Source organism: Pseudomonas sp. Irchel 3F3 (assembly GCF_900187545.1).
Lineage (GTDB): Bacteria > Pseudomonadota > Gammaproteobacteria > Pseudomonadales > Pseudomonadaceae > Aquipseudomonas > Aquipseudomonas fortuita.
This window is the reverse complement of record NZ_FYDS01000004.1, coordinates 279,477-301,866: the sequence shown is the minus strand read 5'-3', so window position 1 is coordinate 301,866 and position 22,390 is coordinate 279,477. Positions and strand designations below refer to the sequence as shown.

Here is a 22,390-nt window from a genome sequence, read left to right as displayed (position 1 = left end):
CGGCATTTCCCCGCTATTGAACCGGAGAATACCCATGCTCAAACGCCCCCTGGCGCTCGCCGCCGGTCTCGTGCTGTCTTGCTGTGCCGTTGCCGCTCAGGCCGCTGAAACCCTGCGGGTCAGCGCCATTCCCGACGAAGCGCCTACCGAACTGCAGCGCAAGTTCAAGCCATTGGGTGAATACCTGGCCAAGCAGCTGGGCATGGAAGTGAAGTTCGTACCGGTGGCCGATTACCCGGCGGTGGTCGAGTCGCTGGCCGCCGACCGCCTGGACCTGGCTTGGCTGGGTGGCTTCACCTTTGTGCAGGTTCACCTGAAGGACCCGTCCGCCACGCCGCTGGTGCAGCGTGAGCAGGACGCGCAGTTCACCTCCAAGTTCATTACTGCCAACCCCGACGTGAAGAGCCTGGCCGACCTCAAGGGCAAGTCGTTTGCCTTCGGTTCCATTTCGTCCACGTCGGGCAGCCTGATGCCACGCTACTTCATGCTCAAGCAGGACAACATCAAGCCTGAAGCGTACTTCAGCCGCGTGGCCTACTCGGGGGCCCATGACGCCACCGTGGCTTGGGTACAGGCTGGCAAGGTAGATGGTGGCGTGCTCAACGCCAGTGTGTGGCAAAAGCTGGTGGATGCCGGCAAGGTGGATACCAGCAAGGTGAAGGTGTTCGCCACCACCCCGACCTACTTCGACTACAACTGGACCGTGCGCGGCAACATGGACCCTGCGTTGAAGGACAAGATCAAGAAAGCCTTCCTTGAACTCGACCCGGCCAACCCGGAGCACAAGGCGATTCTGGACTTGCAGGCCGCCAGCCGCTTCATCGAAACCAAGCCTGAGAACTACCTGGGCACCGAGCAAGCTGCACGTGAGGCCGGCCTGCTCAAGTGACCGCTTCGAATGTAGCCATCCATCTGCACGGTGCCAGCCTGCGCCATGGCCAGGTCCGCGCGCTTGACGCGGTGAGCCTGCGCATTGAGCAGGGCGAGCGGGTTGCCATCATCGGGCCGTCGGGGGCGGGCAAGTCCAGCTTGCTGCACCTGATGGCCACGGCCATCCAGCCCAGCGGCGGGCGCCTGGAACTGCTCGCCGAGCAGCCTTGGGCGTTGTCGGCCCGGGCACGCCAGCGCCTGCGGGCGCGGGTTGGCCTGGTGCATCAGGCGCCGCCCTTGCCACCACGCCAGCGGGTGGTGACAGCGGTACTGGCCGGCCGCCTGGGGCAGTGGGGGGTGATGCGCGGTTTGCTCAACCTGCTATACCCCGGCGATGTGCCGGGCGTGCGCCAGGTTTTGGCGGAGCTGGGGCTGGCCGACAAACTGTTCGTGCAGTGTGGGCAATTGTCCGGTGGCCAGTTGCAGCGCGTGGGCATTGCCCGGGCGCTGTACCAGCGACCGCAGGTGCTGCTGACCGATGAACCGGTATCGGCCATGGACCCGGTACTGGCCGACCACAGCCTGGCCTTGCTCAACCGCCATGCCCAGGCCAACGGCGTGACGCTGGTGGCGAGCCTGCATGCCGTTGAGCTGGCGCTGGCACATTTTCCGCGGGTAATCGGTATCCGCGAAGGGCAGGTGGTGTTCGACTGCCCGGCCCAGGCCGTTACCGAGCAATTGCTGGAAGCGCTATACGCCAACGAACAACTCGTTTCGCCGCCAACCCAGGGGCCGACCCTGACCGTGCAGATACCGCGGTGCTGAAGGCCGATACCCGCGACCCGGCCCTGCTGCCGCGGTTGCTGCTGGCCTTGCTGGCAGTGGCCGTGCTGTGGCCTGGCATCCGCTTGAGCGAGTTGAACCCGTGGGTACTGCTGCAGGCCGAGAACCGGCAGCAGATAGCCAGTTTCACTGGCGCCTTCTGGCCTCCGGCACATGATGCCGATTTTCTTGCGCTACTGTATGAGGCCACTTTGCAGACCTTGGCCGTGGCGACTGCCGGTATGGCGCTGGCGTTGGTGTTGGCTATTCCGGCGGGTTTGCTGGCCAGCCGTGCGTTGTCTTTGCGTGCCGCTTCACGCGGCGGGCGGGCCGGCTTCTGGTCGCGGCTGCTGCGCCTGCCGGTGCGCGGGCTTCTGATTTTCCTGCGTAGCGTGCCAGAGATCGTCTGGGCGCTGCTGTTTGTGCGCGCCGTGGGGCTGGGGCCGACGGCGGGCGTACTGGCGATCGCCATTACCTACAGCGGCATGCTTGGCAAGGTCTACGCCGAAATCTTCGAGTCGGTCGACCAGCGCCCTGCGCATGCCTTGTTGCAGGCGGGCAGTGGCCGGCTGGCGGCGTTTCTCTACGGCATCCTGCCCAATGCTGCATCGGAAGTGGTGTCTTACACCGTGTACCGCTGGGAGTGTGCGGTACGGGCGTCGGTGGTGATGGGCTTTGTCGGGGCGGGCGGGCTGGGCCAACAGATCGACCTGTCGATGCGTATGTTCGATGGTGCGCAAGTGGCGAGCATGCTGCTGACGTTCTTGCTGCTGGTGATGCTGGCCGACCTGCTCAGCCGCTTGCTGCGCTGGAGGCTGGCATGAACCGCGCCATCAACCTGCTGCTGCTTGGCGCCATCGCGGTGGCGGTAGTGGCCTCGTTCGCCTTCCTGGAACTGGACTTGCGCGCCTTGGTCGGCAACGGCGGGTTGGGGCAGATGGGCGAATATGCCGGGCGTTTCCTGCAGCCAGATGTGTCTGCCGGGCACCTTGAGGCGGTCTGGCGTGGGGCACTGGAGACACTGGCCATGTCAGGCCTGGGGACTTTGTTGGCAATGGTGCTTGGGATACTGCTGGCGCTGCCGGCGGCGGGGCGTTTCGGCTGGCCGTTACAAGGCGCGGCGCGGCTGTTGCTGAACGCCCTGCGGGCCATCCCGGAACTGGTGTGGGCGGCGTTGACAGTGCTGGCGGCAGGCCTCGGTCCCAATGCGGGCACCCTGGCCCTGGCGCTGCATACCGCTGGCGTCCTGGGGCGCTTGTTTGCCGAGGCGCTGGAGAACGCACCACCGGAGCCGGCAGCGGCTATCCGCCTGCAGGGCGGCAGCCAGGTGGCGGCGTTCTGTTTTGGCACCTTGCCTAACCTGTGGCCGCAGTTGCTGGCCTACAGCTTGTATCGCTGGGAAAACAACATCCGTATGGCCAGTGTGCTGGGGTTTGTCGGGGCGGGTGGCTTGGGGCAGATGCTGTACACCACCTTGAGCCTGTTCCAGGAGGCCCAGGCCAGCACGGTGATCATCGGGATGCTGGTGCTGGTGTTGCTGGTGGATGTGTTGAGCGACGTGGTGCGCCAGCGTTATGTACGGGCCTGACACCTAGCAAAATCCCTCACGCATCCACTGCCTCGGCACACTGCGCTTCCCGCTGCATCGACTCCAGATTACGTTCGATCGTCTCGCAAATGGTATCCATCTGGATCTGGTGCTCACTGAAACGGAACGGGCTCTGCAAATCCGTGCCGATCCGCTCGATAGCCAGCAGCATGAACCCCACCACCGTCGATGCCAGCGGTGTGAACCAGCCCAGCGACTCCACCAGCCCCACCGGCACGATCAGGCAGAACAAAGTAATGAACAGCCGCGGGAAATACACGTAAGGGTAGGGCAACGGTGTGTTGGCAATGCGCTCCATGCCACCCTGGGCGTTGGACAGGTCCACCAGGGTCGACTCCAGCCGGGCCAGGCGAATGCTGTCCAGCCGCCCGGCTTTGTATTCTCGCGCCAGCAAGGCCGCCGAGCCGCCGAGAATGTCATTGGCGAAGTTGTTTGAACGGTTGCGGCGTTCGAACTCTGCGGGCGGGATGAATGCCATCAGCTCCTCGGGGCAGCGTTCCCCCTTCAAGTGCGCCGCCAGGCAGTTCACGTAGGCGATATGGCGGCGCAGCAGGGTAGCCTTGACCGGGTTCAGGCCATCATCCGGGTCGTCGATCAGGGTCAGCGTCTGCCGGGCGAAGCTGCGCGAACCGTTCACCAGCGCCCCCCACAACGTGCGTGCCTCCCACCAGCGGTTGTAGGCGCTGCTGTTGCGAAAACTCACCAGCACCACCAGCGCCGAGCCCAGTAGGGTCAGCGGGATAAGCGGTAGAGTGAACTTGCTGTTGAGAAACAGCATGAAGTCGATGGTGACCAGCACATCCCAGATCAGCAGCCAGAACAGCGACCAGCCGATGTAGCCGATGGTCTTCACGACCAGGCGGTACTTGCGGGTGATGATGTCTTTCACGCGGGTAACCTCAAGGCGTGGGTGATGGAGGATGGGACGTCGAGGGGGGGGCGAAGGTTCGCGTGCCGAATGTTGCAAGGGATTTAGAAGCTGACGTGAAGAGAAAAGTCTGACCAAGTTAGAGGATTTGCCTGAATTCCTGATTCAGCGGAAAAACGACAGGGTAGGTCGCTTCAATCCTTGAATGGGTGTATCCATAAGAATACGTCGTTTTGACACTGTCTTGAGGGTCATTCGTGCCCTGGGGGTGGACCTTCTCGTTCAGCCACATGCAATGGCCCGCTGATCCAGCTCGGTTAAGTCAGTATTTGCTTCATCTGCACCAACGCTACCCGCGTGCCGTCCCACGCCTGCCGCTCCTCGATGCCGAACGGTGTGAAGCCCAGCTGTGGATAAAGCAGCAGGCCCGCGGTGTTGTGATTGAAGCATGACACCCACACCTCCCGAGCGCTGTAATGCTGGCGGGCGAGGTCGATCATGGTGGTTACCAGGTAACGCGCTACGCCATGGCCGCGGGCGGCAGGGGCCACGACCACATTGCCAAGGGCACACGCGCCGCCGTGTTCGGCTTTGTAGAAGTTGGCAAAGGCCAGGACAGTACCGTTGCCTTCCACCACCGTGGAGCCGCTGCGTTGGGCTATGGCGTCGCTCAGCTGGGCAGGGGTGAAGGGATAGGTGGCTTTGGGGAACATGTAGAACAGTTCGTCCGGGCCCTGCGGGAAGTTGCAGATGACGAGGATGTCGTCAGGGTGGATGGGGCGGTGGGTCAGGTGCATGGCAGGTCCCTCTTGCGCTGGCGGATCGGGCCTTTTCGCGGGTGAACCCGCGAAGAGGCCATCAGCCTTGCATCATAAGCCCCTTTGCAGCCGCAGATGCGAGCCGCCAGTCAACTCAAGGCTTGGCGGCCACCGCCACATAGCCTTTGACCGAAGCCGGTGCCTGGGGCTTTGTCTTGTGCGCCAGCAGGTATTGATAGCGCCGCCATTCCTTGTCGATTTCGCTGAACGACATGAACACACTGATACGGTCCTTGCCGGCCAGGTCGGGACGCTTGCCGGCGTCAATCTCGCTGGTGGGAATGATGGCGACGTTGATGCCCACTACCGTGCCGTCATCCGCAAACACGGGCCCGCCCGACATGCCCTTGGTGATCGGGCCGTCATGCACCGAGTAGAAGACACTGCCAGGCGTGCCTTCAAGGCGTACCAATGACGGCAAGGCATGGCCCTTACCCTGCATCGGCATCATAAAGCTGTTGAAACCTACCGCCGTCACCGCTTCCCCAGGCACGTACTGGCGCCAGCGCGGCACGCTGCTGGCCTTGTGCTTGAAGAACACCACATCGCCGAGGCCCTCGTGGACCACGTTGCGCAGGAAGGGGGTGTGTTTGGCGGTTACTGCGTAATCCTCGTTCCACTGGATGGCACTGGCCATCAGCAACATCGGCAGCGGCGCACCCGAGGTGACCACGAAAGCCTGGCTGTAGACGGGGTCTGAAACGTACGACGTTGGCACTCCATTGCACCCACTGAGCAGCATCATTGCCGCCATGCAGGGCGCGATTGTTTTCATGGGTCACACAGGGCGTGGAGAAATGGGAGCGCAACTATGGCTAAGTGCCATTACGCCAGCAATGCTTTCGGCATATATCCGACGAATGACAGCTTAAGTATTAATCCCGACTGCGGCCAATAGAATGCAGACATGGCTACAGGCCCCGGAGTCATTAGGGTGCCGTCAATTATTTCGTGCCGCTCCTGACGTGACCGTGCAAGCCGCACGCTCTGCATCAGATCAAAATTCGGGCATAAAAAAACCGACCAGTAAGGTCGGTTTTTTCCGGATCTTGGTGCCCCGAGGGAGACTCGAACTCCCACTCCTTTCGAAAACGGATTTTGAATCCGCCGCGTCTACCAATTCCGCCATCAGGGCGTGTGGCGCGCAGTATAGAGAGCTGCCGCTAGTCGGTCAATCGGCTTTCATGGTCAATTTTCACACATTGGGCTAAACTTCCCGGCCCTGCCGAACCGAACATCATCATGCGCGTCGCCGATTTTTCCTTCGAACTCCCTGATTCCCTGATCGCCCGCCACCCGTTGGCCGAGCGCCATGGCAGCCGTCTGCTGGTACTCGATGGGCCGACCGGCGCGCTGGCGCACCGGCAATTCCCCGACCTGCTCGAATACCTGCGCCCCGGCGACCTGATGGTGTTCAACAACACCCGGGTGATCCCGGCGCGCTTGTTTGGCCAGAAAGCCTCTGGCGGCAAGCTGGAAGTGCTGGTCGAGCGCGTGCTCGACAGCCACCGGGTGCTGGCCCATGTGCGTGCCAGCAAGGCGCCGAAAGAAGGCGCAGTCATCCTCATTGATGGCGGTGGCGAGGCCGAAATGGTCGCGCGCCATGACACGCTGTTCGAGCTGCGCTTCACCGAAGAGGTGCTGCCACTGCTCGACCGCGTCGGCCATATGCCGCTGCCGCCCTACATCGACCGCCCCGACGAGGGCGCCGACCGTGAGCGCTACCAGACCGTGTACGCCCAGCGCGCCGGTGCGGTTGCCGCGCCCACTGCGGGCCTGCACTTTGACGAAGCGCTGTTGGAAAAGATTGCTGCCAAAGGTGTGGAGCGGGCTTTCGTTACCCTGCACGTGGGCGCGGGCACGTTCCAGCCGGTGCGGGTCGACAAGATCGAAGACCACCACATGCACAAAGAATGGCTCGAAGTGGGCCAGGATGTGGTCGATGCCATCGAGGCCTGCCGCGCACGTGGCGGCCGGGTGGTCGCGGTCGGCACCACCAGCGTGCGTTCGCTGGAGAGCGCGGCGCGCGATGGCGTGCTCAAGGCCTTCAGCGGCGACACCGACATCTTCATCTACCCGGGCCGACCGTTCCATGTGGTCGATGCCCTGGTCACCAACTTCCACCTGCCGGAGTCCACGCTGCTGATGCTGGTCTCGGCCTTCGCCGGTTACCCCGAGACCATGGCCGCCTATGCGGCGGCGGTCGAGCACGGGTACCGCTTCTTCAGTTACGGTGATGCCATGTTCATCACCCGCAATCCGGCGCCACGCGGCCCCGAGGATCAAGCATGAGTCGCACCTGTCGAATGTCCTTCGAACTGCTGGCTACCGACGGCAAGGCCCGTCGTGGTCGCATCACCTTCCCACGTGGCACGGTGGAAACCCCGGCGTTCATGCCGGTGGGCACCTATGGCACGGTCAAGGGCATGCTGCCACGCGATATCGAGGCCATTGGCGCCGAGATGATCCTGGGCAACACCTTCCACCTGTGGCTGCGCCCGGGCACCGAGGTGATCAAGAAGCACAACGGCCTGCACGACTTCATGCAGTGGAAAGGCCCGATCCTCACCGACTCCGGTGGCTTCCAGGTGTTCAGCCTGGGCGCCATGCGCAAGATCAAGGAAGAGGGCGTGACCTTTGCCTCGCCGGTCGATGGCTCGAAGGTGTTCATGGGCCCTGAAGAGTCGATGCAGGTGCAACGTGACCTGGGCTCGGACGTGGTGATGATCTTCGACGAGTGCACCCCGTACCCGGCCGAGCACGACGTGGCACGTACTTCCATGGAACTGTCGCTGCGCTGGGCCCAGCGTTCGAAGAACGCCCACGCCGACAACACGGCGGCGCTGTTTGGCATCGTCCAGGGTGGCATGTACCAGGACTTGCGCATGCGCTCGCTGGAAGGCCTGGAAAACATCGGCTTCGACGGCCTGGCCATCGGCGGCCTGTCGGTGGGCGAACCCAAGCACGAAATGATCAAGGTGCTGGATTACCTGCCGGGCATGATGCCTGCTGACAAACCTCGTTACCTTATGGGGGTAGGCAAACCGGAAGATCTCGTTGAGGGTGTGCGCCGCGGCGTCGACATGTTCGACTGCGTGATGCCTACGCGTAACGCACGTAACGGCCATCTGTTTGTCGATACAGGGGTGATCAAGATCCGCAATGCGTTCCATCGCCATGATGAATCGCCGCTGGATCCGACCTGTGACTGCTACACCTGCACCAACTTCTCCCGTGCCTATCTCCATCACCTGGACAAGTGCGGCGAAATGCTGAGCAGCATGCTGAATACCATCCACAACTTGCGCCATTACCAGCGCTTGATGGCCGGTTTACGCGAGGCTATTCAACAGGGTAAATTGGCCGCCTTTGTCGACGCCTTCTACGCCAAGCGCGGGCTTCCTGTACCGCCTTTGGACTGACTGTCTGCATCCATTATTAGAAAATTACATTAGGAGTGCCCAATGAGCTTCTTCATCCCCGCCGCATACGCGGACGCTGCAGCACCTGCCGCTGGCCCAGCCGGTACCGGCTTCGAGTGGATTTTCCTGGTCGGTTTCCTGGTCATCTTCTACCTGATGATCTGGCGCCCTCAGGCCAAGCGCGCCAAAGAGCAGAAGAACCTGCTCGGCAACTTGCAGAAAGGTGACGAAGTTGTCACCAACGGCGGCATCGCCGGCAAGATCGTCAAGGTTTCCGATGATTTCGTGGTGCTGGAAGTCTCCGACACTGTCGAGCTGAAGTTCCAGAAGGGCGCCATCGCGGCCACCCTGCCAAAAGGTACGCTCAAGGCTATCTGAGTTACCGGTTTTATTTTCCAGTCGGGGCGCGCAACGCGCCCCGCGTCTTGAACGGGCGGCGTGATGCTGAACAAATACCCTCTGTGGAAATATGCACTGATCGTGCTGGTACTGGTGGTCGGTTTCATTTATTCCGCTCCTAACCTCTACCCGGATGACCCGGCGGTGCAGATCAGCGGTGCCAGTTCGGCGCTGCAGGTAAACCAGGCCGACCTCGATCGCGTCAGCAAGGCGCTGCTCGATGCCAAGATCGCCGTCAAGGGCGCGAGCCTGGGTGAGAAGGGCAGCGGGCTGATTCGCCTGACCAACCAGGAAGACCAGCTGCCAGCCAAGGATGTCGTGCGCAAGGCACTGGGCGATGATTATGTCGTGGCCCTGAACCTGGCCCAGACTACCCCGCAATGGCTGCGCAACCTGGGTGCGAGCCCGATGAAATTGGGCCTGGACCTGTCCGGTGGTGTGCACTTCCTGCTGGAAGTGGACATGGACAAGGCCATGACGGCCCGCATGAAAGTCTACGAAGGCGAGGTCAAGACCTTGCTGCGTAAAGAGCGCGTCCGCTACCGCAGCCTGCCCCAGCAGGATGGCGGCATCATGCTGGGCTTTGCTGACGATGCAACCCGCGAACAGGCCCGTGCCCTGATCCGCAAGAATTTCAATGATTTCGACCTGACCACCACCGAGCGCAACGACCTCGCCGTGCTGCGTCTGGCGCTGACTCAGGCAAAAGTTGCCGAGATCCGCGAATACTCGATCAAGCAAAACCTCACCACCGTCCGCAACCGTGTCAACGAGCTGGGCGTGGCTGAGCCGCTGGTACAGCGCCAGGGCGCCAACCGTATCGTGGTCGAGCTGCCAGGCGTGCAGGACACTGCCGAAGCCAAGCGTATCCTCGGTAAAACCGCCAACCTGGAGTTCCGCTTTGGTGCCGAACCGGGTGCGTCCAAGGCCACGACCGAAGTGTTCGAATTCCGTGAAGGCGGCCGTTCTGCCCCGGTCGAGCGCGGCCTGATCATCACCGGTGACCAGGTAACCGACGCCCAGGCCAGCTTTGACGAGCACGGCCGCCCACAAGTGAACATCCGCCTGGATGGCCACGGTGGCGAGCTGATGAGCCGTGCTACCCGCAGCAACGTTGGCCGCAGCATGGCGGTGATCTTCATCGAGCAGAAGCCGGTGACCCGCTATGTGAAGCAGACCGTCGACGGCGTCGAGAAAGACGTTGCCGTACAAAGCTTCGTGGAAGAGAAGAAGATCATCAGCCTGGCAACCATCCAGTCGCCGCTGGGCAGCCAGTTCCGCATTACTGGCCTGAATGGCCAGGGCGAATCGTCCGAGCTGGCCCTGCTGCTGCGTGCCGGTGGTCTGGCCGCGCCGATGTACTTCGCCGAAGAACGTACCATTGGCCCAAGCCTGGGTGCCGACAACATCACCAAGGGTATCGATGCTTCGCTGTGGGGCATGCTGTTCGTCTCGCTGTTCATCATCGCCATCTACCGCGGCTTTGGCGTCATTGCCACCATCGCCCTGGCGGGCAACATGGTATTGCTGCTGGCGCTGATGTCGCTGCTGGGCGCTACCCTGACGCTGCCGGGTATTGCCGGTATCGTGTTGACCATGGGTATGGCGGTGGACGCCAACGTGCTGATCTTCTCGCGTATCCGCGAAGAGCTGAAAGCCGGCATGTCGGTACAGCGCGCCATCCACGAAGGCTTCAACCGCGCCTACACCGCGATCATCGACGCCAACCTGACCAGCCTGCTGGTCGGCGGCATCCTGTTCGCCATGGGTACCGGCCCGGTCAAAGGCTTTGCGGTTACCATGTCCCTCGGGATTTTCACCTCGATGTTCACCGCCGTCATGGTGACCCGTGCAATGGTCAACCTGACCTGCGGCGGGCGTGACATCAAGAAGCTGTGGGTTTGAGGGAGCTGCGATGAAAACCATCAACTTCATGGGCGTGCGCAATGTTGCGTTCGCCATTACCGTGCTCCTCACCGTACTGGCGCTGTTCAGCTGGTGGCAGAAGGGTCTCAACTTTGGCCTGGACTTCACCGGTGGTACGCTGATCGAGCTGACTTACGAGCGCCCGGCCGACCTCAAGGCGGTGCGTGCCGAGCTGGTCGATTCCGGCTTCCACGAGGCCGTGGTGCAGAGCTTTGGCGCTACCACCGACCTGCTGGTGCGTATGCCGGGCGACGACCCGCAGCTGGGTAACAAGGTGGCCGCTGCCTTGCAGAAGGCCGGCGGCGACAACCCGGCTACCCTCAAGCGTGTCGAGTTCGTAGGCCCGCAGGTGGGTGAAGAGCTGCGCGACCAGGGCGGCATGGGCATGCTCATGGCCTTGGGCGGCATCCTTATCTACCTGGCCTTCCGCTTCCAGTGGAAGTTCGCCGTGGGTGCGATCGTTTCGCTGATCCACGACGTGGTGGTTACCCTGGGTATCCTGTCGTTCTTCCAGATTACCTTCGACCTGACGGTGCTGGCGGCGGTGCTGGCGATCATCGGCTACTCGCTGAACGACACCATCGTCGTGTTCGACCGGGTGCGTGAGAACTTCCGCGTCATGCGCAAGGCCTCGCTGATCGAGAACATCAACGTTTCGACCACCCAGACACTGCTGCGCACCATCGCCACGTCGGTTTCGACCTTGCTGGCCATTGCCGCGCTGCTGTTCTTCGGTGGCGACAACCTGTTCGGCTTCTCGCTGGCCCTGTTCATCGGTGTCATGGCCGGTACCTACTCGTCGATCTACATCGCCAACGTGGTACTGATCTGGCTGAACCTGAACAGCGAAGACCTGATCCCTCCAGTCAAGGCTGAAGGTGTGGACGAGCGCCCATAAGGCCCCGTCCCTACGCCGTACGGCGAGCAAAAAGGCGCGAGTGTTGAACTCGCGCCTTTTTTTTTGCTCCAAGGCTGGGAGAAGCGCGGGTTGAGACCCGCTGGTACGATCAGGAGGTTCACGTGAACAAATCAATGCTGGTGGGTGCGGTGCTGGGTGCTGTCGGTGTAACTGCCGGAGGTGCTGTGGCGACCTACAGCTTGGTGAACAAAGGCCCCGAAGTCGCCCAGGTGACGGACGTGCAGCCGATCAAGCAGCAGGTGAAAACCCCGCGTGAAGTGTGCAAGGACGTGGCCGTGACGCGTCAGGCGCCGGTCAAGGACCAGCACCAGATTGCCGGTACCGTGGTCGGTGCGCTGGCGGGTGGTTTGCTGGGCAATCAGATTGGCGGCGGCACCGGCAAGAAGATCGCTACCGTGGCCGGTGCGGTCGGTGGTGGTTATGCCGGTAACAAGGTTCAAGAAGGCATGCAGCAGCGTGACACCTATACCACCACACAAACACGCTGCAACACGGTCAACGACATCAGCGAGAAGGTGGTGGGTTACAACGTGACCTACTCCATCGGTGATCAGGTAGGCAAGGTGAAGATGGACCGCGAGCCAGGGGCGACCATTCCTCTGGACAAGAATGGCAAGTTGATCCTGAGCGAAGCTGCCCAGTGATCGGTGTCGCCTGAGCCGGCCTCTTCGCGGCTAAACCCGCTCCCACACATGTAATGCGATCCCTGTGGGAGCGGGTTTAGCCGCGAAGAGGCCGGCTCAGGCAATGCGAAGCTGTCAGGTATAAAAAAAGCACCCCGAGGGGTGCTTTTGGCTTTCTGGCAATCCGCGCTTAGCGCTTCATGCTTTCCGGCAGGTGTGGCTGGATAGCGGTCAGTACGGCCTTGAAGCACTTGATGTTGCCTGCAACGATGTGGCCTTTGTCGAGGAAGTCGTGGCCACCGTTGAAGTCGCTCACCAGGCCACCGGCTTCCTGGATCAGCAGCACGCCGGCTGCCATGTCCCACTCGGCCAGGCCCGACTCCCAGAAGGCGTCGAAACGGCCAGCGGCCACATAGGCCAGGTCCAGGCTGGCGGAGCCGGCGCGGCGGATGCCGGCGGTCTGGCCAGTCAGGGCGCGGAACATGCCCAGGTAGTTGTCCATGTCGGCCATCTGGCCATCACGGAACGGGAAGCCGGTACCCAGCAGGGCGCCTTCCAGGCTGGTGCGCGAGCTTACACGCAGGCGGCGGCCATTGAGCTGGGCGCCACGGCCGCGGCTGGCGGTGAATTCTTCCTGGCGTACGGGGTCGAGCACCACGGCGTGCTCAAGGCGGCCACGGTATTTGCAGGCGATGCTGACGGCAAAGTGGGGAATGCCGCGAAGGAAGTTGGTGGTGCCGTCCAGTGGGTCGATGATCCACAGGTAGTCTTTACCTTCTTCGCCGGTGCCCGCGTGCATGCCCGTCTCTTCACCCTGGATGGAGTGGTTCGGGTAGGCCTTGCGCAGCGCGTCGACGATCTTCTGCTCGGCGGCACGATCAACCTCGGAAACGTAGTCCTTAGCCTCTTTCTCGTCCACCTTGATGCTATCCAGGCGTTCGATGGAGCGGAAAATCAGTTCACTGGCGCTGCGAGCGGCGCGCAGGGCGATATTCAGCATAGGCTGCATGGGCGGGTCACCTGGAGATGTTAAAGAAGAAAGCCGATCATTCTAGCAGAAAACTTTGTCGGCAGAAGTGTCACATTTGCTTTCATGGCGTTACGTCTGTCGGTTCTGTAAGATCGGATGCCCTGATTCCTGCATCTGTGAGCACAACACCTTGCTGCAAAATATTCGTGTTGTTCTGGTCAGTACCAGCCACCCCGGCAACATCGGCGGCGCTGCGCGTGCCATGAAAAACATGGGCTTGTCGCGCCTGGTGCTGGTACAGCCGAAAGAATTCCCCGCCCTGGATGCCAGTGCCCGCGCCTCGGGTGCCGACGACGTGCTGGATAACGCCCAGGTGGTCGACAGCCTTGAACAGGCGCTGGTCGGCTGTAACCTGGTTATGGGGACCAGCGCCCGTGAGCGCAGCATCCCGTGGCCGTTGATTGGCCCGCGCGAGTGCGGGGCCAAGGCGGTGGAGCATGCCAAGGGTGGTGAAGAGATCGCCCTGGTGTTCGGGCGTGAACACGCCGGCCTGACCAACGAAGAACTGCAGCGATGTCACTTCCACGTGCACATTCCCTCCAACCCCGACTTCAGCTCGCTGAACCTTGCGGCCGCTGTCCAGGTGCTCTCTTACGAGGTGCGCATGGCCTGGCTGGCCGCCGGCGAAGCGCCGGGCAAAGTCGAGAAGGTTGACGCCAGCGAGCTGGCGACGATGGACGAAATGGAGCTGTTCTACGACCACCTGGAGAAAACCCTGGTGGGCATCGGCTTCCTCGACCCCGAAAAGCCCAAGCACCTGATGCCGCGCTTGCGCCGGCTTTATGGGCGGGTGGCGGTCGAGCGTTCGGAAATGAGCATTTTGCGCGGCATCCTCACCGAGACCCAGAAAGTGGTCCGGGGCGAGCCGCATAAACGGAAGGACTGACAGATGTTCGAACGCCTGCGTGAAGATATTCAAAGCGTATTCCACCGTGACCCGGCTGCGCGCAATGCCTTCGAGGTGCTCACCTGCTACCCGGGTATGCATGCCATCTGGCTGCACCGCCTGGGCAGTGCCCTGTGGAAGCGTGATTTCAAGTGGCTGGCCCGGCTGGTGTCCAACTTCGGGCGCTGGCTGACCGGTATCGAGATCCACCCCGGTGCCACAATCGGCCGGCGTTTCTTCATTGACCACGGCATGGGTATCGTCATCGGCGAAACCGCCGAGATCGGCGATGACGTCACCCTTTACCAGGGCGTGACCCTGGGCGGTACCAGCTGGAATAAAGGCAAGCGCCATCCTACCCTGGAGAACGGCGTGGTGGTGGGGGCGGGGGCCAAGGTGCTGGGCCCGTTCACCGTCGGCGCCGGGGCCAAGATCGGCTCCAACGCGGTGGTGACCAAGGCGGTACCGCCCGGCGCTACGGCGGTGGGTATCCCGGGGCGCATCATCGTCAAGAGCGAGGACACCGAAGTCGAGGCCAAGCGCAAGGCCATGGCCGAGAAGATAGGCTTCGATGCCTACGGTGTCAGTGGTGACATGCCCGACCCGGTGGCGCGTGCCATCGGCCAGATGCTCGATCATCTACAGGCGGTCGACGAGCGGCTGGAGGGCATGTGTGGCGCCCTGACCAAGATGGGTAGCGATTACTGCGCCAAGGAGCTGCCCGCGCTGCCGGAAGATGATTTCACCGAGGTTGCCCAGGTGGTCCAGCGCGACACTCAGTCGCATTGATTACGCCGCACTGAACCCATGGTGACATACGGGGCGTGTGCTCACGCCCCTCGTCTGCTACAATCGCGCCCGCCTCCCTGATGCAAACCCGACTAAAGCAGTAGGTCTAATAGTTGACTTAAATGCTCGGGAATCGCATACTCGACACATCCCGAAACTCCCGTGGTACCCAATAGCCATGCGACTGACTACCAAAGGCCGATACGCCGTGACTGCCATGCTTGACCTGGCGTTGCACGCGCAGCATGGGCCGGTGTCTTTGGCCGACATTTCCGAGCGCCAGGGCATATCCCTCTCTTATCTGGAACAGCTGTTCGCCAAGCTGCGCCGTAGCAGCCTGGTTTCCAGTGTGCGCGGTCCAGGCGGTGGCTACCAGCTGTCGCGGGGCATGGAAACCATCCAGGTGGCCCAGGTCATCGATGCGGTCAATGAATCGGTCGATGCTACCCGGTGCCAGGGCCTTGGGGACTGCCATGCCGGTGATACCTGCCTGACTCACCACCTGTGGTGCGACCTCAGCCAGCAGATCCATGAATTCCTCAGCGGCATCAGCCTGGCCGACCTCGTCATGCGCCGTGAGGTGCAGGAAGTTGCCCAGCGCCAGGACCTGCGTCGTGTCGCAGGCCGAACCGCCCAGCTGGACAAGATTGAGACGTCAGCCGTCGATTGATCCCCCTGGGACGACGAGCGACGCCACCGCCTGATAGGAGAGACAAATGAAGTTGCCGATCTACCTCGATTACTCTGCGACCACCCCGGTCGACCCACGTGTGGCCCAGAAAATGGCCGACTGCCTGCTGGTCGACGGGAACTTCGGTAACCCGGCTTCGCGCTCCCACGTCTTCGGCTGGAAAGCCGAGGAAGCGGTCGAGAACGGCCGTCGTCAGGTTGCCGAACTGATCAACGCCGATCCGCGCGAAATCGTCTGGACCAGCGGTGCCACCGAGTCCGACAACCTCGCACTCAAGGGTGTCGCGCACTTCTATCAGACCAAGGGCAAGCACATCATCACCTCCAAGATCGAGCACAAGGCGGTCCTGGATACTGCTCGCCAGCTGGAGCGTGAAGGTTTCGAAGTGACCTACCTGGAACCGGGCGAAGACGGCATCGTCACCCCGGCCATGGTAGAAGCGGTGCTGCGCGACGACACCATCCTGGTCTCGCTGATGCACGTGAACAACGAAGTCGGCTCGATCAACGACATCGCCGCCATCGGTGAACTGACCCGCGCACGCGGCGTCCTGTTCCACGTCGACGCTGCCCAGTCGGCCGGCAAGGTCGAAATCGACCTGCAAAAGCTGAAAGTCGACCTGATGTCGTTCTCGGCGCACAAGGCCTACGGCCCGAAAGGCATCGGCGCGCTGTATGTCAGCCGCAAGCCGCGTGTACGCCTTGAAGCCATCATTCACGGCGGTGGCCATGAGCGCGGCATGCGTTCGGGCACCCTGCCAACCCACCAGATTGTCGGCATGGGCGAAGCTTTCGCCATCGCCAAGCAGGAAATGGCCGCCGAAAACGTGCGCATCAAGGCCCTGAGCGACCGCTTCTTCAAGCAGGTTTCGGACCTTGAAGAGCTGTACGTCAATGGCAGCAAGACCGCCCGCGTGCCGCACAACCTGAACCTGAGCTTCAACTACGTCGAAGGCGAATCGCTGCTGATGTCGCTGAAGGACATCGCCGTATCGTCCGGTTCGGCCTGCACCTCCGCATCGCTCGAACCGTCCTACGTACTGCGCGCTCTGGGCCGCAACGACGAGCTGGCGCACAGCTCGATCCGCTTCTCCTTCGGCCGTTTCACCACCGAAGAAGAAGTCGACTATGCCGCGCAGAAAGTCTGCGAGGCCGTCAACAAACTGCGTGAGCTGTCGCCGCTGTGGGACATGTACAAAGACGGCGTTGACATCTCCAAGATCGAGTGGGCCGCCCACTAAGCAGTCGCCGGCAAGAGCGGCTCCCTGATGAGGAAGGAATTGCACCATGGCATACAGTGAAAAGGTCATCGACCACTACGAAAACCCGCGCAACGTCGGCAAGATGAATGCCGAAGACCCGGACGTTGGCACCGGCATGGTCGGCGCCCCGGCTTGCGGCGACGTTATGCGCCTGCAGATCAAGGTCAACGAGCAGGGCGTTATTGAAGACGCCAAGTTCAAGACCTACGGCTGCGGTTCGGCCATCGCTTCCAGCTCCCTCGCCACCGAGTGGATGAAGGGCAAGACCCTGGACGAAGCCGAAACCATCAAGAACACCCAGCTGGCTGAAGAACTGGCGTTGCCGCCGGTCAAGATCCACTGCTCGGTACTCGCCGAAGATGCCATCAAGGCAGCTGTACGCGATTACAAGCAGAAGAAAGGCTTGATCTAAGTCGCCTGTTGCGAGGTAAGGAGTCCTGATGGCTATCAGCATGACAGAAGCCGCCGCCAACCACATTCGCCGTTCCCTTGACGGGCGCGGCAAAGGTGAGGGCATTCGCCTGGGCGTGCGCACCACCGGTTGCTCGGGCCTGGCCTACGTGCTGGAGTTCGTCGACGAACTGGCGGATGAAGACCAGGTGTTCGAGAACCACGGCGTAAAGGTGATCATCGATCCCAAGAGCCTGGTCTACCTCGATGGCACCGAGCTGGATTTCGTCAAGGAAGGGTTGAACGAAGGCTTCAAGTTCAACAACCCCAACGTGCGCGGTGAGTGTGGCTGCGGCGAAAGCTTCAACGTTTGAGGCTGGCTGTGGGTACTCCTTGTCATTACGCATTGTTTGACCTCCAGCCAAGCTTCCGCCTGGATCTGGACAAGCTGGCCACTCGCTATCGCGAGCTGGCCCGCGAAGTCCATCCTGATCGCTTTGCCGACGCCTCCGAGCGTGAGCAGCGCGTAGCGCTGGAAAAGTCCGCAGCCCTCAACGACGCCTACCAGACCCTGCGCAGTGCGCCGCGTCGGGCCCGCTATTTGCTGGCCATCAGCGGCCACGAAGTGCCTCAGGAAGTCACGGTCCATGACCCGGAATTCCTGTTGCAGCAAATGCAGTGGCGTGAAGAGCTCGAAGAGTTGCAGGACGAAGCCGACCTTGACGGTGTCGGCGTGTTCAAGAAGCGCCTGAAGGCCGCCCAGGACACGCTGAACGAGGACTTTGCCGCCTGCTGGGATGCCCCAGGCGAGCGCGACAAGGCCGAGCGCCTGATGCGCCGCATGCAGTTCCTCGACAAGCTCGCCCAAGAAGTGCGCCAGCTGGAAGAGCGCCTCGACGATTAACCCGGTGCTGCCCGTGATGGCACCTAAGGTATTCAGATAAGCATGGCCCTACTGCAGATTGCCGAACCCGGTCAAAGCCCTCAGCCGCACCAGCGCCGCCTGGCGGTGGGGATCGACCTGGGTACCACCAACTCTCTGGTCGCCGCATTACGCAGCGGCCGTAGCGAGCCCCTGCCCGACGCGCAGGGTAACGTGATTCTGCCGTCCGCGGTGCGCTACCTCGAAGGGCGCAACGAAGTGGGGCAGGCCGCGCGTGATGCCGCTTCCAGTGACCCGCTGAACACCGTGCTGTCGGTCAAGCGCCTGATGGGGCGCGGTCTGGCCGATGTCAAGCAATTGGGCGAGCAGCTGCCATACCGCTTTGTCGGCGGCGAGTCGCACATGCCGTTCATCGACACCGTGCAGGGGCCGAAAAGCCCGGTGGAAGTGTCCGCTGATATCCTTAAAGTGCTGCGCGAGCGCGCCGAAGCGACCCTGGGTGGCGAGCTGGTTGGTGCGGTGATTACCGTGCCGGCCTATTTCGACGATGCCCAGCGCCAGGCCACCAAGGACGCTGCGCGCCTGGCTGGCCTGAACGTGCTGCGCCTGCTCAACGAACCAACCGCAGCCGCCGTGGCCTATGGTCTGGACCAGAACGCCGAAGGCGTGGTGGCCATCTATGACCTGGGTGGTGGTACCTTCGATATTTCCATCCTGCGCCTGACCGCTGGCGTATTCGAAGTGCTGGCTACCGGTGGCGATACCGCCCTGGGCGGTGACGATTTCGACCACGCCATTGCCGGCTGGATCATCGAGCAGGCTGGCCTGTCGTCCGACCTGGACCCAGCCACTCAGCGTGAGTTGCTGCAAACCGCCTGCGCTGCCAAGGAAGCCCTGACCGACGCCGACGTGGTCAGCGTCAGCCATGGCAGCTGGCAGGGCGAACTGAGCCGCACGGCCTTCGAAGCCATGATAGAGCCATTGGTTGCCCGCAGCCTCAAGGCTTGCCGTCGCGCTGTGCGCGACAGTGGCGTCGAGCTCGAAGAAGTCAGTGCCGTGGTCATGGTCGGTGGTTCGACCCGTGTGCCGCGGGTGCGTGAAGCCGTGGGCGCGCTGTTTGGTCGCGCCCCGATGACTTCGATCGACCCTGATCAGGTTGTGGCCATTGGTGCCGCCATCCAGGCCGATACCCTGGCCGGCAACCGCCGCGAAGGTGGCGAACTGTTGCTGCTTGATGTCATTCCGCTGTCGCTCGGTCTTGAGACCATGGGTGGACTGATGGAAAAGGTGATCCCGCGCAACACCACCATTCCGGTGGCCCGTGCACAGGAGTTCACGACGTATAAAGATGGCCAGTCGGCCATGATGATCCACGTCCTGCAAGGTGAGCGCGAGCTGATCAGCGACTGCCGCTCGCTGGCACGGTTCGAGCTGCGCGGTATCCCGGCGATGGTTGCCGGCGCTGCCAAAATTCGCGTGACCTTCCAGGTGGATGCCGATGGTCTGCTCAGCGTTGCGGCCCGCGAACTGGGTTCGGGCGTGGAAGCAAGCATCCAGGTCAAGCCGTCTTACGGCCTGACCGACGGCGAAATCGCCCGCATGCTCAAGGACTCCTTCGAACACGCAGGTACCGATAAGCAGGCCCGTCAGTTGCGCGAGCACCAGGTGGACGCCGAGCGCCTGCTCGAAGCAGTACAGGGCGCCCTGGACGCCGACGGTGACCGCTTGCTCAGCAGTGACGAGCGCGATGCCATTGCATTCCAGATGCAAGAACTACGTGATTTGCTGAGCGGCACCGATGGCGCAGCCATCGAGCAACAGACCAAGCGTCTGTCGCAGGTGACCGACGCATTTGCCGCCCGTCGCCTTGATTCGACGGTCAAAGCCGCACTGGCCGGGCGCAACCTGAATGAGATCGAGGAGTAACCGATGCCGCTGGTGACATTCCTGCCGCATGAGAAGTTCTGCCCTGAAGGGCTGACCGTGGAGGTCGAGCCGGGGACCAATATCCTGGAACTGGCACACGACCATCACATCGAGATGGAAAGCGCCTGCGGCGGCGTCAAGGCCTGCACCACTTGCCACTGCATCGTGCGCAAGGGCTTCGATTCCCTCAAAGAGGCCGACGAGCTTGAAGAGGACATGCTGGACAAGGCATGGGGCCTGGAAGCGCAGTCGCGCCTGGGTTGCCAGGTGGTCGTAGGTGATGCAGACCTGACCATCGAGATACCCAAGTATTCGCTCAACCACGCTGCCGAAGCACCGCACTGAGGGCCTGTACATGAGTCTGAAATGGGTTGATGTACTTGAGATCGCAATCCAGCTTGCAGAAAGCAAGCCTGAGGTCGATCCTCGTTATGTGAATTTCGTGGACCTGCACCGTTGGGTGCTGGCATTGCCAGACTTCAGCGACGATCCGTCACGCGGCGGTGAGAAAGTGCTCGAGGCAATCCAGGGCGCCTGGATCGACGAAGCCGACTAAGCGTCACTTGCAGGTTAGGCAATCCCCTGAAACCCGCGTATAATTCGCGGGTTTAATTTTTCGTAACACTCATATTCTGGAGTTTTCCATGGCTGTTCAACGTACTTTCTCGATCATCAAGCCTGACGCAGTTGCCAAGAACGTCATCGGCAAGATCACCACTCGCTTCGAAGAAGCCGGCCTGAAAATCGTTGCCTCGAAAATCAAACAGCTGTCCAAAGCCGAAGCCGAAGGCTTCTACGCTGAGCACAGCGAGCGCGGCTTCTTCGGTGACCTGGTTGCCTTCATGACTTCCGGCCCGGTCGTTGTACAGGTTCTGGAAGGCGAAAACGCCATCGCTCTGAACCGTGAGCTGATGGGCGCTACCAACCCTAAAGAAGCTGCTGCCGGCACCATCCGTGCTGACTTCGCCGAGTCGATCGACGCCAACGCCGTTCACGGTTCGGACTCCGAAGCTGCTGCTGCTCGCGAAATCGCTTACTTCTTCGCTGCTACCGAGGTAACCACTCGCTAAGCGAAAGCTTACGGGTGAGGGTGAATCCATGACGACATCTACTGGCAAAATCAACCTGTTGGGTCTGACCCAGCCGGAAATGGAACAATTCTTCGACTCGATCGGGGAAAAGCGCTTCCGTGCCGGCCAGGTGATGAAATGGATTCACCATTTTGGCGTGTCCGACTTTGCGGCCATGACCAACGTAGGCAAGGCCTTGCGCGAAAAGCTCGAGGCCGTTGCCGAGATTCGCCCACCGGAAGTGGTCAGTGAAGACATTTCCGCCGACGGCACCCGCAAATGGGTGATCCGCGTTGCCTCCGGCAGCTGCGTCGAGACCGTCTATATTCCTACCGACGATCGCGGCACCCTGTGCGTATCGTCGCAAGCCGGCTGTGCCCTGGACTGCAGCTTCTGCTCCACCGGCAAACAGGGCTTCAACAGCAACCTCACTGCCGCTGAAGTCATCGGCCAGGTGTGGCTTGCCAACAAATCCTTCGGGACCGTCCCTGCCAAAGTCGACCGCGCGATCACCAACGTGGTCATGATGGGCATGGGCGAGCCCTTGCTGAACTTCGACAACGTCATTGCCGCCATGAAAATCATGATGGATGACCTGGGCTATGGCATTTCCAAGCGTCGCGTCACCCTGTCCACCTCGGGCGTGGTGCCGATGATCGACGAACTGGCCAAGCACATCGACGTGTCGCTGGCCCTGTCGCTGCACGCGCCGAATGACGAGCTGCGCAACAAGCTGGTACCGATCAACAAGAAGTACCCGCTGAAAGTGCTGCTGGAATCGTGCATGGGCTACATGTCCACCTTGGGTGGCAAGCGCGTGCTCACCGTCGAGTACACCCTGCTCAAGGACGTCAACGACCAGCCTGAGCATGCCGCGCAAATGATCGAGTTGCTGCGCGATGTGCCGTGCAAGATCAACCTGATCCCGTTCAACCCGTTCCCGCATTCGGGCTACGAGCGGCCGAGCAACAACGCCATTCGTCGCTTCCAGGACCTGCTGCACCACGGTGGTTTCAACGTCACCACCCGCACCACCCGTGGTGAGGACATCGATGCCGCCTGTGGCCAGCTGGTCGGCCAGGTCAACGACCGTACCCGTCGCAGTGAGCGCTACATCGCCGTACGCCAGCTTTCCGCGGACGTCGAGCTGCAAGACAGCGCCGCCAGCCACTGACCGGGACCTTGCCC

Annotated in this window: 26 protein-coding genes and 1 tRNA gene; 22 read left to right on the top strand and 5 right to left on the bottom strand. The window is 61.8% G+C overall.

The window, feature by feature from the left end; all coding sequences use genetic code 11:
• The first annotated feature begins 34 nt into the window (after positions 1 to 34).
• Genes CKW35_RS10155 through phnE form a run of 4 tightly spaced genes read left to right on the top strand, consistent with a single transcriptional unit; the run spans position 35 to position 3,280 of the window.
• The gene (locus CKW35_RS10155) at positions 35 to 889 is read left to right on the top strand and encodes a putative selenate ABC transporter substrate-binding protein (protein ID WP_016484955.1); all 855 of its coding nucleotides are present in this window, start codon (positions 35 to 37) and stop codon (positions 887 to 889) included.
• Positions 886 to 1,695: a phosphonate ABC transporter ATP-binding protein gene (locus CKW35_RS10150; protein WP_095115823.1), complete on the top strand. Its 810-nt coding sequence runs from the start codon at positions 886 to 888 to the stop codon at positions 1,693 to 1,695. The genes CKW35_RS10155 and CKW35_RS10150 overlap by 4 nt, the downstream gene beginning before the upstream one ends.
• Positions 1,689 to 2,516, top strand: coding sequence for an ABC transporter permease (locus CKW35_RS10145; protein WP_060517650.1), 828 nt, complete (start codon positions 1,689 to 1,691; stop codon positions 2,514 to 2,516). Before CKW35_RS10150 ends, CKW35_RS10145 begins: the two co-directional genes overlap by 7 nt.
• A complete protein-coding gene (gene phnE / locus CKW35_RS10140; RefSeq protein ID WP_095115821.1) occupies positions 2,513 to 3,280 on the top strand; it encodes a phosphonate ABC transporter, permease protein PhnE in 768 nt (255 codons plus the stop codon). Before CKW35_RS10145 ends, phnE begins: the two co-directional genes overlap by 4 nt.
• 16 nt (positions 3,281 to 3,296) lie before the next feature.
• Here the strand turns inward: phnE and CKW35_RS10135 are convergent, their stop codons facing one another.
• The 4 genes from CKW35_RS10135 to CKW35_RS10120 form a co-directional block, all read right to left on the bottom strand.
• Positions 3,297 to 4,190, bottom strand: a complete 894-nt coding sequence (locus tag CKW35_RS10135; protein WP_016484959.1) for a bestrophin family protein — start codon at positions 4,188 to 4,190, stop codon at positions 3,297 to 3,299.
• A 296-nt stretch (positions 4,191 to 4,486) separates the two neighbouring features.
• Positions 4,487 to 4,966, bottom strand: a complete 480-nt coding sequence (locus CKW35_RS10130) for a GNAT family N-acetyltransferase (RefSeq protein WP_016484960.1) — start codon at positions 4,964 to 4,966, stop codon at positions 4,487 to 4,489.
• A 115-nt stretch (positions 4,967 to 5,081) separates the two neighbouring features.
• Positions 5,082 to 5,729, bottom strand: coding sequence for a trypsin-like peptidase domain-containing protein (locus tag CKW35_RS10125; protein ID WP_060517701.1), 648 nt, complete (start codon positions 5,727 to 5,729; stop codon positions 5,082 to 5,084).
• A gap of 308 nt (positions 5,730 to 6,037) precedes the next feature.
• A tRNA-Leu gene (locus tag CKW35_RS10120) sits at positions 6,038 to 6,122 on the bottom strand.
• Between the two features lie 107 nt (positions 6,123 to 6,229).
• Here CKW35_RS10120 and queA point away from each other — a divergent pair.
• From queA to CKW35_RS10090, 6 genes are all read left to right on the top strand, one after another.
• The gene (gene queA / locus CKW35_RS10115; protein ID WP_016484962.1) at positions 6,230 to 7,279 is read left to right on the top strand and encodes a tRNA preQ1(34) S-adenosylmethionine ribosyltransferase-isomerase QueA; all 1,050 of its coding nucleotides are present in this window, start codon (positions 6,230 to 6,232) and stop codon (positions 7,277 to 7,279) included.
• A 14-nt stretch (positions 7,280 to 7,293) separates the two neighbouring features.
• A complete protein-coding gene (tgt, locus tag CKW35_RS10110) occupies positions 7,294 to 8,409 on the top strand; it encodes a tRNA guanosine(34) transglycosylase Tgt (RefSeq protein ID WP_016501406.1) in 1,116 nt (371 codons plus the stop codon).
• A gap of 42 nt (positions 8,410 to 8,451) precedes the next feature.
• Positions 8,452 to 8,787, top strand: a complete 336-nt coding sequence (gene yajC / locus CKW35_RS10105; protein WP_016484964.1) for a preprotein translocase subunit YajC — start codon at positions 8,452 to 8,454, stop codon at positions 8,785 to 8,787.
• A 63-nt stretch (positions 8,788 to 8,850) separates the two neighbouring features.
• Positions 8,851 to 10,713, top strand: a complete 1,863-nt coding sequence (gene secD, locus CKW35_RS10100) for a protein translocase subunit SecD (protein WP_016484965.1) — start codon at positions 8,851 to 8,853, stop codon at positions 10,711 to 10,713.
• A gap of 10 nt (positions 10,714 to 10,723) precedes the next feature.
• The gene (secF, locus tag CKW35_RS10095; RefSeq protein ID WP_016484966.1) at positions 10,724 to 11,632 is read left to right on the top strand and encodes a protein translocase subunit SecF; all 909 of its coding nucleotides are present in this window, start codon (positions 10,724 to 10,726) and stop codon (positions 11,630 to 11,632) included.
• 122 nt (positions 11,633 to 11,754) lie between these two features.
• On the top strand, positions 11,755 to 12,297 hold the full coding sequence (locus tag CKW35_RS10090; protein ID WP_016501403.1) for a glycine zipper 2TM domain-containing protein: 543 nt from the start codon (positions 11,755 to 11,757) through the stop codon (positions 12,295 to 12,297).
• Between the two features lie 169 nt (positions 12,298 to 12,466).
• Here CKW35_RS10090 and suhB read toward each other — a convergent pair whose 3' ends face one another.
• On the bottom strand, positions 12,467 to 13,285 hold the full coding sequence (gene suhB, locus CKW35_RS10085; RefSeq protein ID WP_019472646.1) for an inositol-phosphate phosphatase: 819 nt from the start codon (positions 13,283 to 13,285) through the stop codon (positions 12,467 to 12,469).
• Between the two features lie 151 nt (positions 13,286 to 13,436).
• On the opposite strand from suhB, the gene trmJ reads away from it, so the two are divergent.
• From trmJ to rlmN, 12 genes are all read left to right on the top strand, one after another.
• A complete protein-coding gene (gene trmJ, locus CKW35_RS10080) occupies positions 13,437 to 14,192 on the top strand; it encodes a tRNA (cytosine(32)/uridine(32)-2'-O)-methyltransferase TrmJ (RefSeq protein ID WP_016484969.1) in 756 nt (251 codons plus the stop codon).
• 3 nt (positions 14,193 to 14,195) lie between these two features.
• The gene (cysE, locus tag CKW35_RS10075; protein WP_095115819.1) at positions 14,196 to 14,981 is read left to right on the top strand and encodes a serine O-acetyltransferase; all 786 of its coding nucleotides are present in this window, start codon (positions 14,196 to 14,198) and stop codon (positions 14,979 to 14,981) included.
• 178 nt (positions 14,982 to 15,159) lie between these two features.
• Positions 15,160 to 15,651: a Fe-S cluster assembly transcriptional regulator IscR gene (gene iscR, locus CKW35_RS10070; RefSeq protein ID WP_008092572.1), complete on the top strand. Its 492-nt coding sequence runs from the start codon at positions 15,160 to 15,162 to the stop codon at positions 15,649 to 15,651.
• Between the two features lie 46 nt (positions 15,652 to 15,697).
• Positions 15,698 to 16,912, top strand: a complete 1,215-nt coding sequence (locus CKW35_RS10065; RefSeq protein ID WP_016484971.1) for an IscS subfamily cysteine desulfurase — start codon at positions 15,698 to 15,700, stop codon at positions 16,910 to 16,912.
• A gap of 46 nt (positions 16,913 to 16,958) precedes the next feature.
• Positions 16,959 to 17,345 (top strand): Fe-S cluster assembly scaffold IscU, encoded by a 387-nt coding sequence (gene iscU / locus CKW35_RS10060; protein ID WP_003248539.1) that lies wholly within the window; start codon positions 16,959 to 16,961, stop codon positions 17,343 to 17,345.
• A 28-nt stretch (positions 17,346 to 17,373) separates the two neighbouring features.
• Positions 17,374 to 17,697, top strand: a complete 324-nt coding sequence (iscA, locus tag CKW35_RS10055) for an iron-sulfur cluster assembly protein IscA (RefSeq protein WP_003248536.1) — start codon at positions 17,374 to 17,376, stop codon at positions 17,695 to 17,697.
• A gap of 8 nt (positions 17,698 to 17,705) precedes the next feature.
• Positions 17,706 to 18,227: a co-chaperone HscB gene (gene hscB / locus CKW35_RS10050; RefSeq protein ID WP_016484972.1), complete on the top strand. Its 522-nt coding sequence runs from the start codon at positions 17,706 to 17,708 to the stop codon at positions 18,225 to 18,227.
• A 42-nt stretch (positions 18,228 to 18,269) separates the two neighbouring features.
• On the top strand, positions 18,270 to 20,132 hold the full coding sequence (gene hscA / locus CKW35_RS10045; protein WP_016484973.1) for a Fe-S protein assembly chaperone HscA: 1,863 nt from the start codon (positions 18,270 to 18,272) through the stop codon (positions 20,130 to 20,132).
• Positions 20,133 to 20,135: 3 nt separating this feature from the next.
• Positions 20,136 to 20,477 carry an ISC system 2Fe-2S type ferredoxin gene (fdx, locus tag CKW35_RS10040; RefSeq protein WP_016484974.1) on the top strand — a complete coding sequence of 114 codons (342 nt, stop codon included), beginning with the start codon at positions 20,136 to 20,138 and terminating at the stop codon, positions 20,475 to 20,477.
• A gap of 10 nt (positions 20,478 to 20,487) precedes the next feature.
• Complete coding sequence (gene iscX, locus CKW35_RS10035) at positions 20,488 to 20,688, top strand: Fe-S cluster assembly protein IscX (protein ID WP_016484975.1); 201 nt, start codon at positions 20,488 to 20,490, stop codon at positions 20,686 to 20,688.
• An 88-nt stretch (positions 20,689 to 20,776) separates the two neighbouring features.
• Positions 20,777 to 21,202, top strand: coding sequence for a nucleoside-diphosphate kinase (gene ndk, locus CKW35_RS10030; RefSeq protein WP_012316140.1), 426 nt, complete (start codon positions 20,777 to 20,779; stop codon positions 21,200 to 21,202).
• Positions 21,203 to 21,230: 28 nt separating this feature from the next.
• Positions 21,231 to 22,376 (top strand): 23S rRNA (adenine(2503)-C(2))-methyltransferase RlmN, encoded by a 1,146-nt coding sequence (rlmN, locus tag CKW35_RS10025; RefSeq protein WP_016484976.1) that lies wholly within the window; start codon positions 21,231 to 21,233, stop codon positions 22,374 to 22,376.
• Positions 22,377 to 22,390 lie beyond the last annotated feature (14 nt).

Bases quoted from the DNA above. Each gene is read 5' to 3' on its own strand.
- CKW35_RS10155 (WP_016484955.1), top strand. From the start codon at position 35: ATGCTCAAACGCCCCCTGGCGCTCGCCGCCGGTCTCGTGCTGTCTTGC.
- phnE (WP_095115821.1), top strand. From the start codon at position 2,513: ATGAACCGCGCCATCAACCTGCTGCTGCTTGGCGCCATCGCGGTGGCG.
- CKW35_RS10130 (WP_016484960.1), bottom strand. From the start codon at position 4,966: ATGCACCTGACCCACCGCCCCATCCACCCTGACGACATCCTCGTCATC.
- CKW35_RS10125 (WP_060517701.1), bottom strand. From the start codon at position 5,729: ATGCTGCTCAGTGGGTGCAATGGAGTGCCAACGTCGTACGTTTCAGAC.
- queA (WP_016484962.1), top strand. From the start codon at position 6,230: ATGCGCGTCGCCGATTTTTCCTTCGAACTCCCTGATTCCCTGATCGCC.
- tgt (WP_016501406.1), top strand. From the start codon at position 7,294: ATGTCCTTCGAACTGCTGGCTACCGACGGCAAGGCCCGTCGTGGTCGC.
- yajC (WP_016484964.1), top strand. From the start codon at position 8,452: ATGAGCTTCTTCATCCCCGCCGCATACGCGGACGCTGCAGCACCTGCC.
- secD (WP_016484965.1), top strand. From the start codon at position 8,851: ATGCTGAACAAATACCCTCTGTGGAAATATGCACTGATCGTGCTGGTA.
- secF (WP_016484966.1), top strand. From the start codon at position 10,724: ATGAAAACCATCAACTTCATGGGCGTGCGCAATGTTGCGTTCGCCATT.
- suhB (WP_019472646.1), bottom strand. From the start codon at position 13,285: ATGCAGCCTATGCTGAATATCGCCCTGCGCGCCGCTCGCAGCGCCAGT.
- cysE (WP_095115819.1), top strand. From the start codon at position 14,196: ATGTTCGAACGCCTGCGTGAAGATATTCAAAGCGTATTCCACCGTGAC.
- iscR (WP_008092572.1), top strand. From the start codon at position 15,160: ATGCGACTGACTACCAAAGGCCGATACGCCGTGACTGCCATGCTTGAC.
- CKW35_RS10065 (WP_016484971.1), top strand. From the start codon at position 15,698: ATGAAGTTGCCGATCTACCTCGATTACTCTGCGACCACCCCGGTCGAC.
- iscU (WP_003248539.1), top strand. From the start codon at position 16,959: ATGGCATACAGTGAAAAGGTCATCGACCACTACGAAAACCCGCGCAAC.
- iscA (WP_003248536.1), top strand. From the start codon at position 17,374: ATGGCTATCAGCATGACAGAAGCCGCCGCCAACCACATTCGCCGTTCC.
- hscA (WP_016484973.1), top strand. From the start codon at position 18,270: ATGGCCCTACTGCAGATTGCCGAACCCGGTCAAAGCCCTCAGCCGCAC.
- fdx (WP_016484974.1), top strand. From the start codon at position 20,136: ATGCCGCTGGTGACATTCCTGCCGCATGAGAAGTTCTGCCCTGAAGGG.
- iscX (WP_016484975.1), top strand. From the start codon at position 20,488: ATGAGTCTGAAATGGGTTGATGTACTTGAGATCGCAATCCAGCTTGCA.
- ndk (WP_012316140.1), top strand. From the start codon at position 20,777: ATGGCTGTTCAACGTACTTTCTCGATCATCAAGCCTGACGCAGTTGCC.
- rlmN (WP_016484976.1), top strand. From the start codon at position 21,231: ATGACGACATCTACTGGCAAAATCAACCTGTTGGGTCTGACCCAGCCG.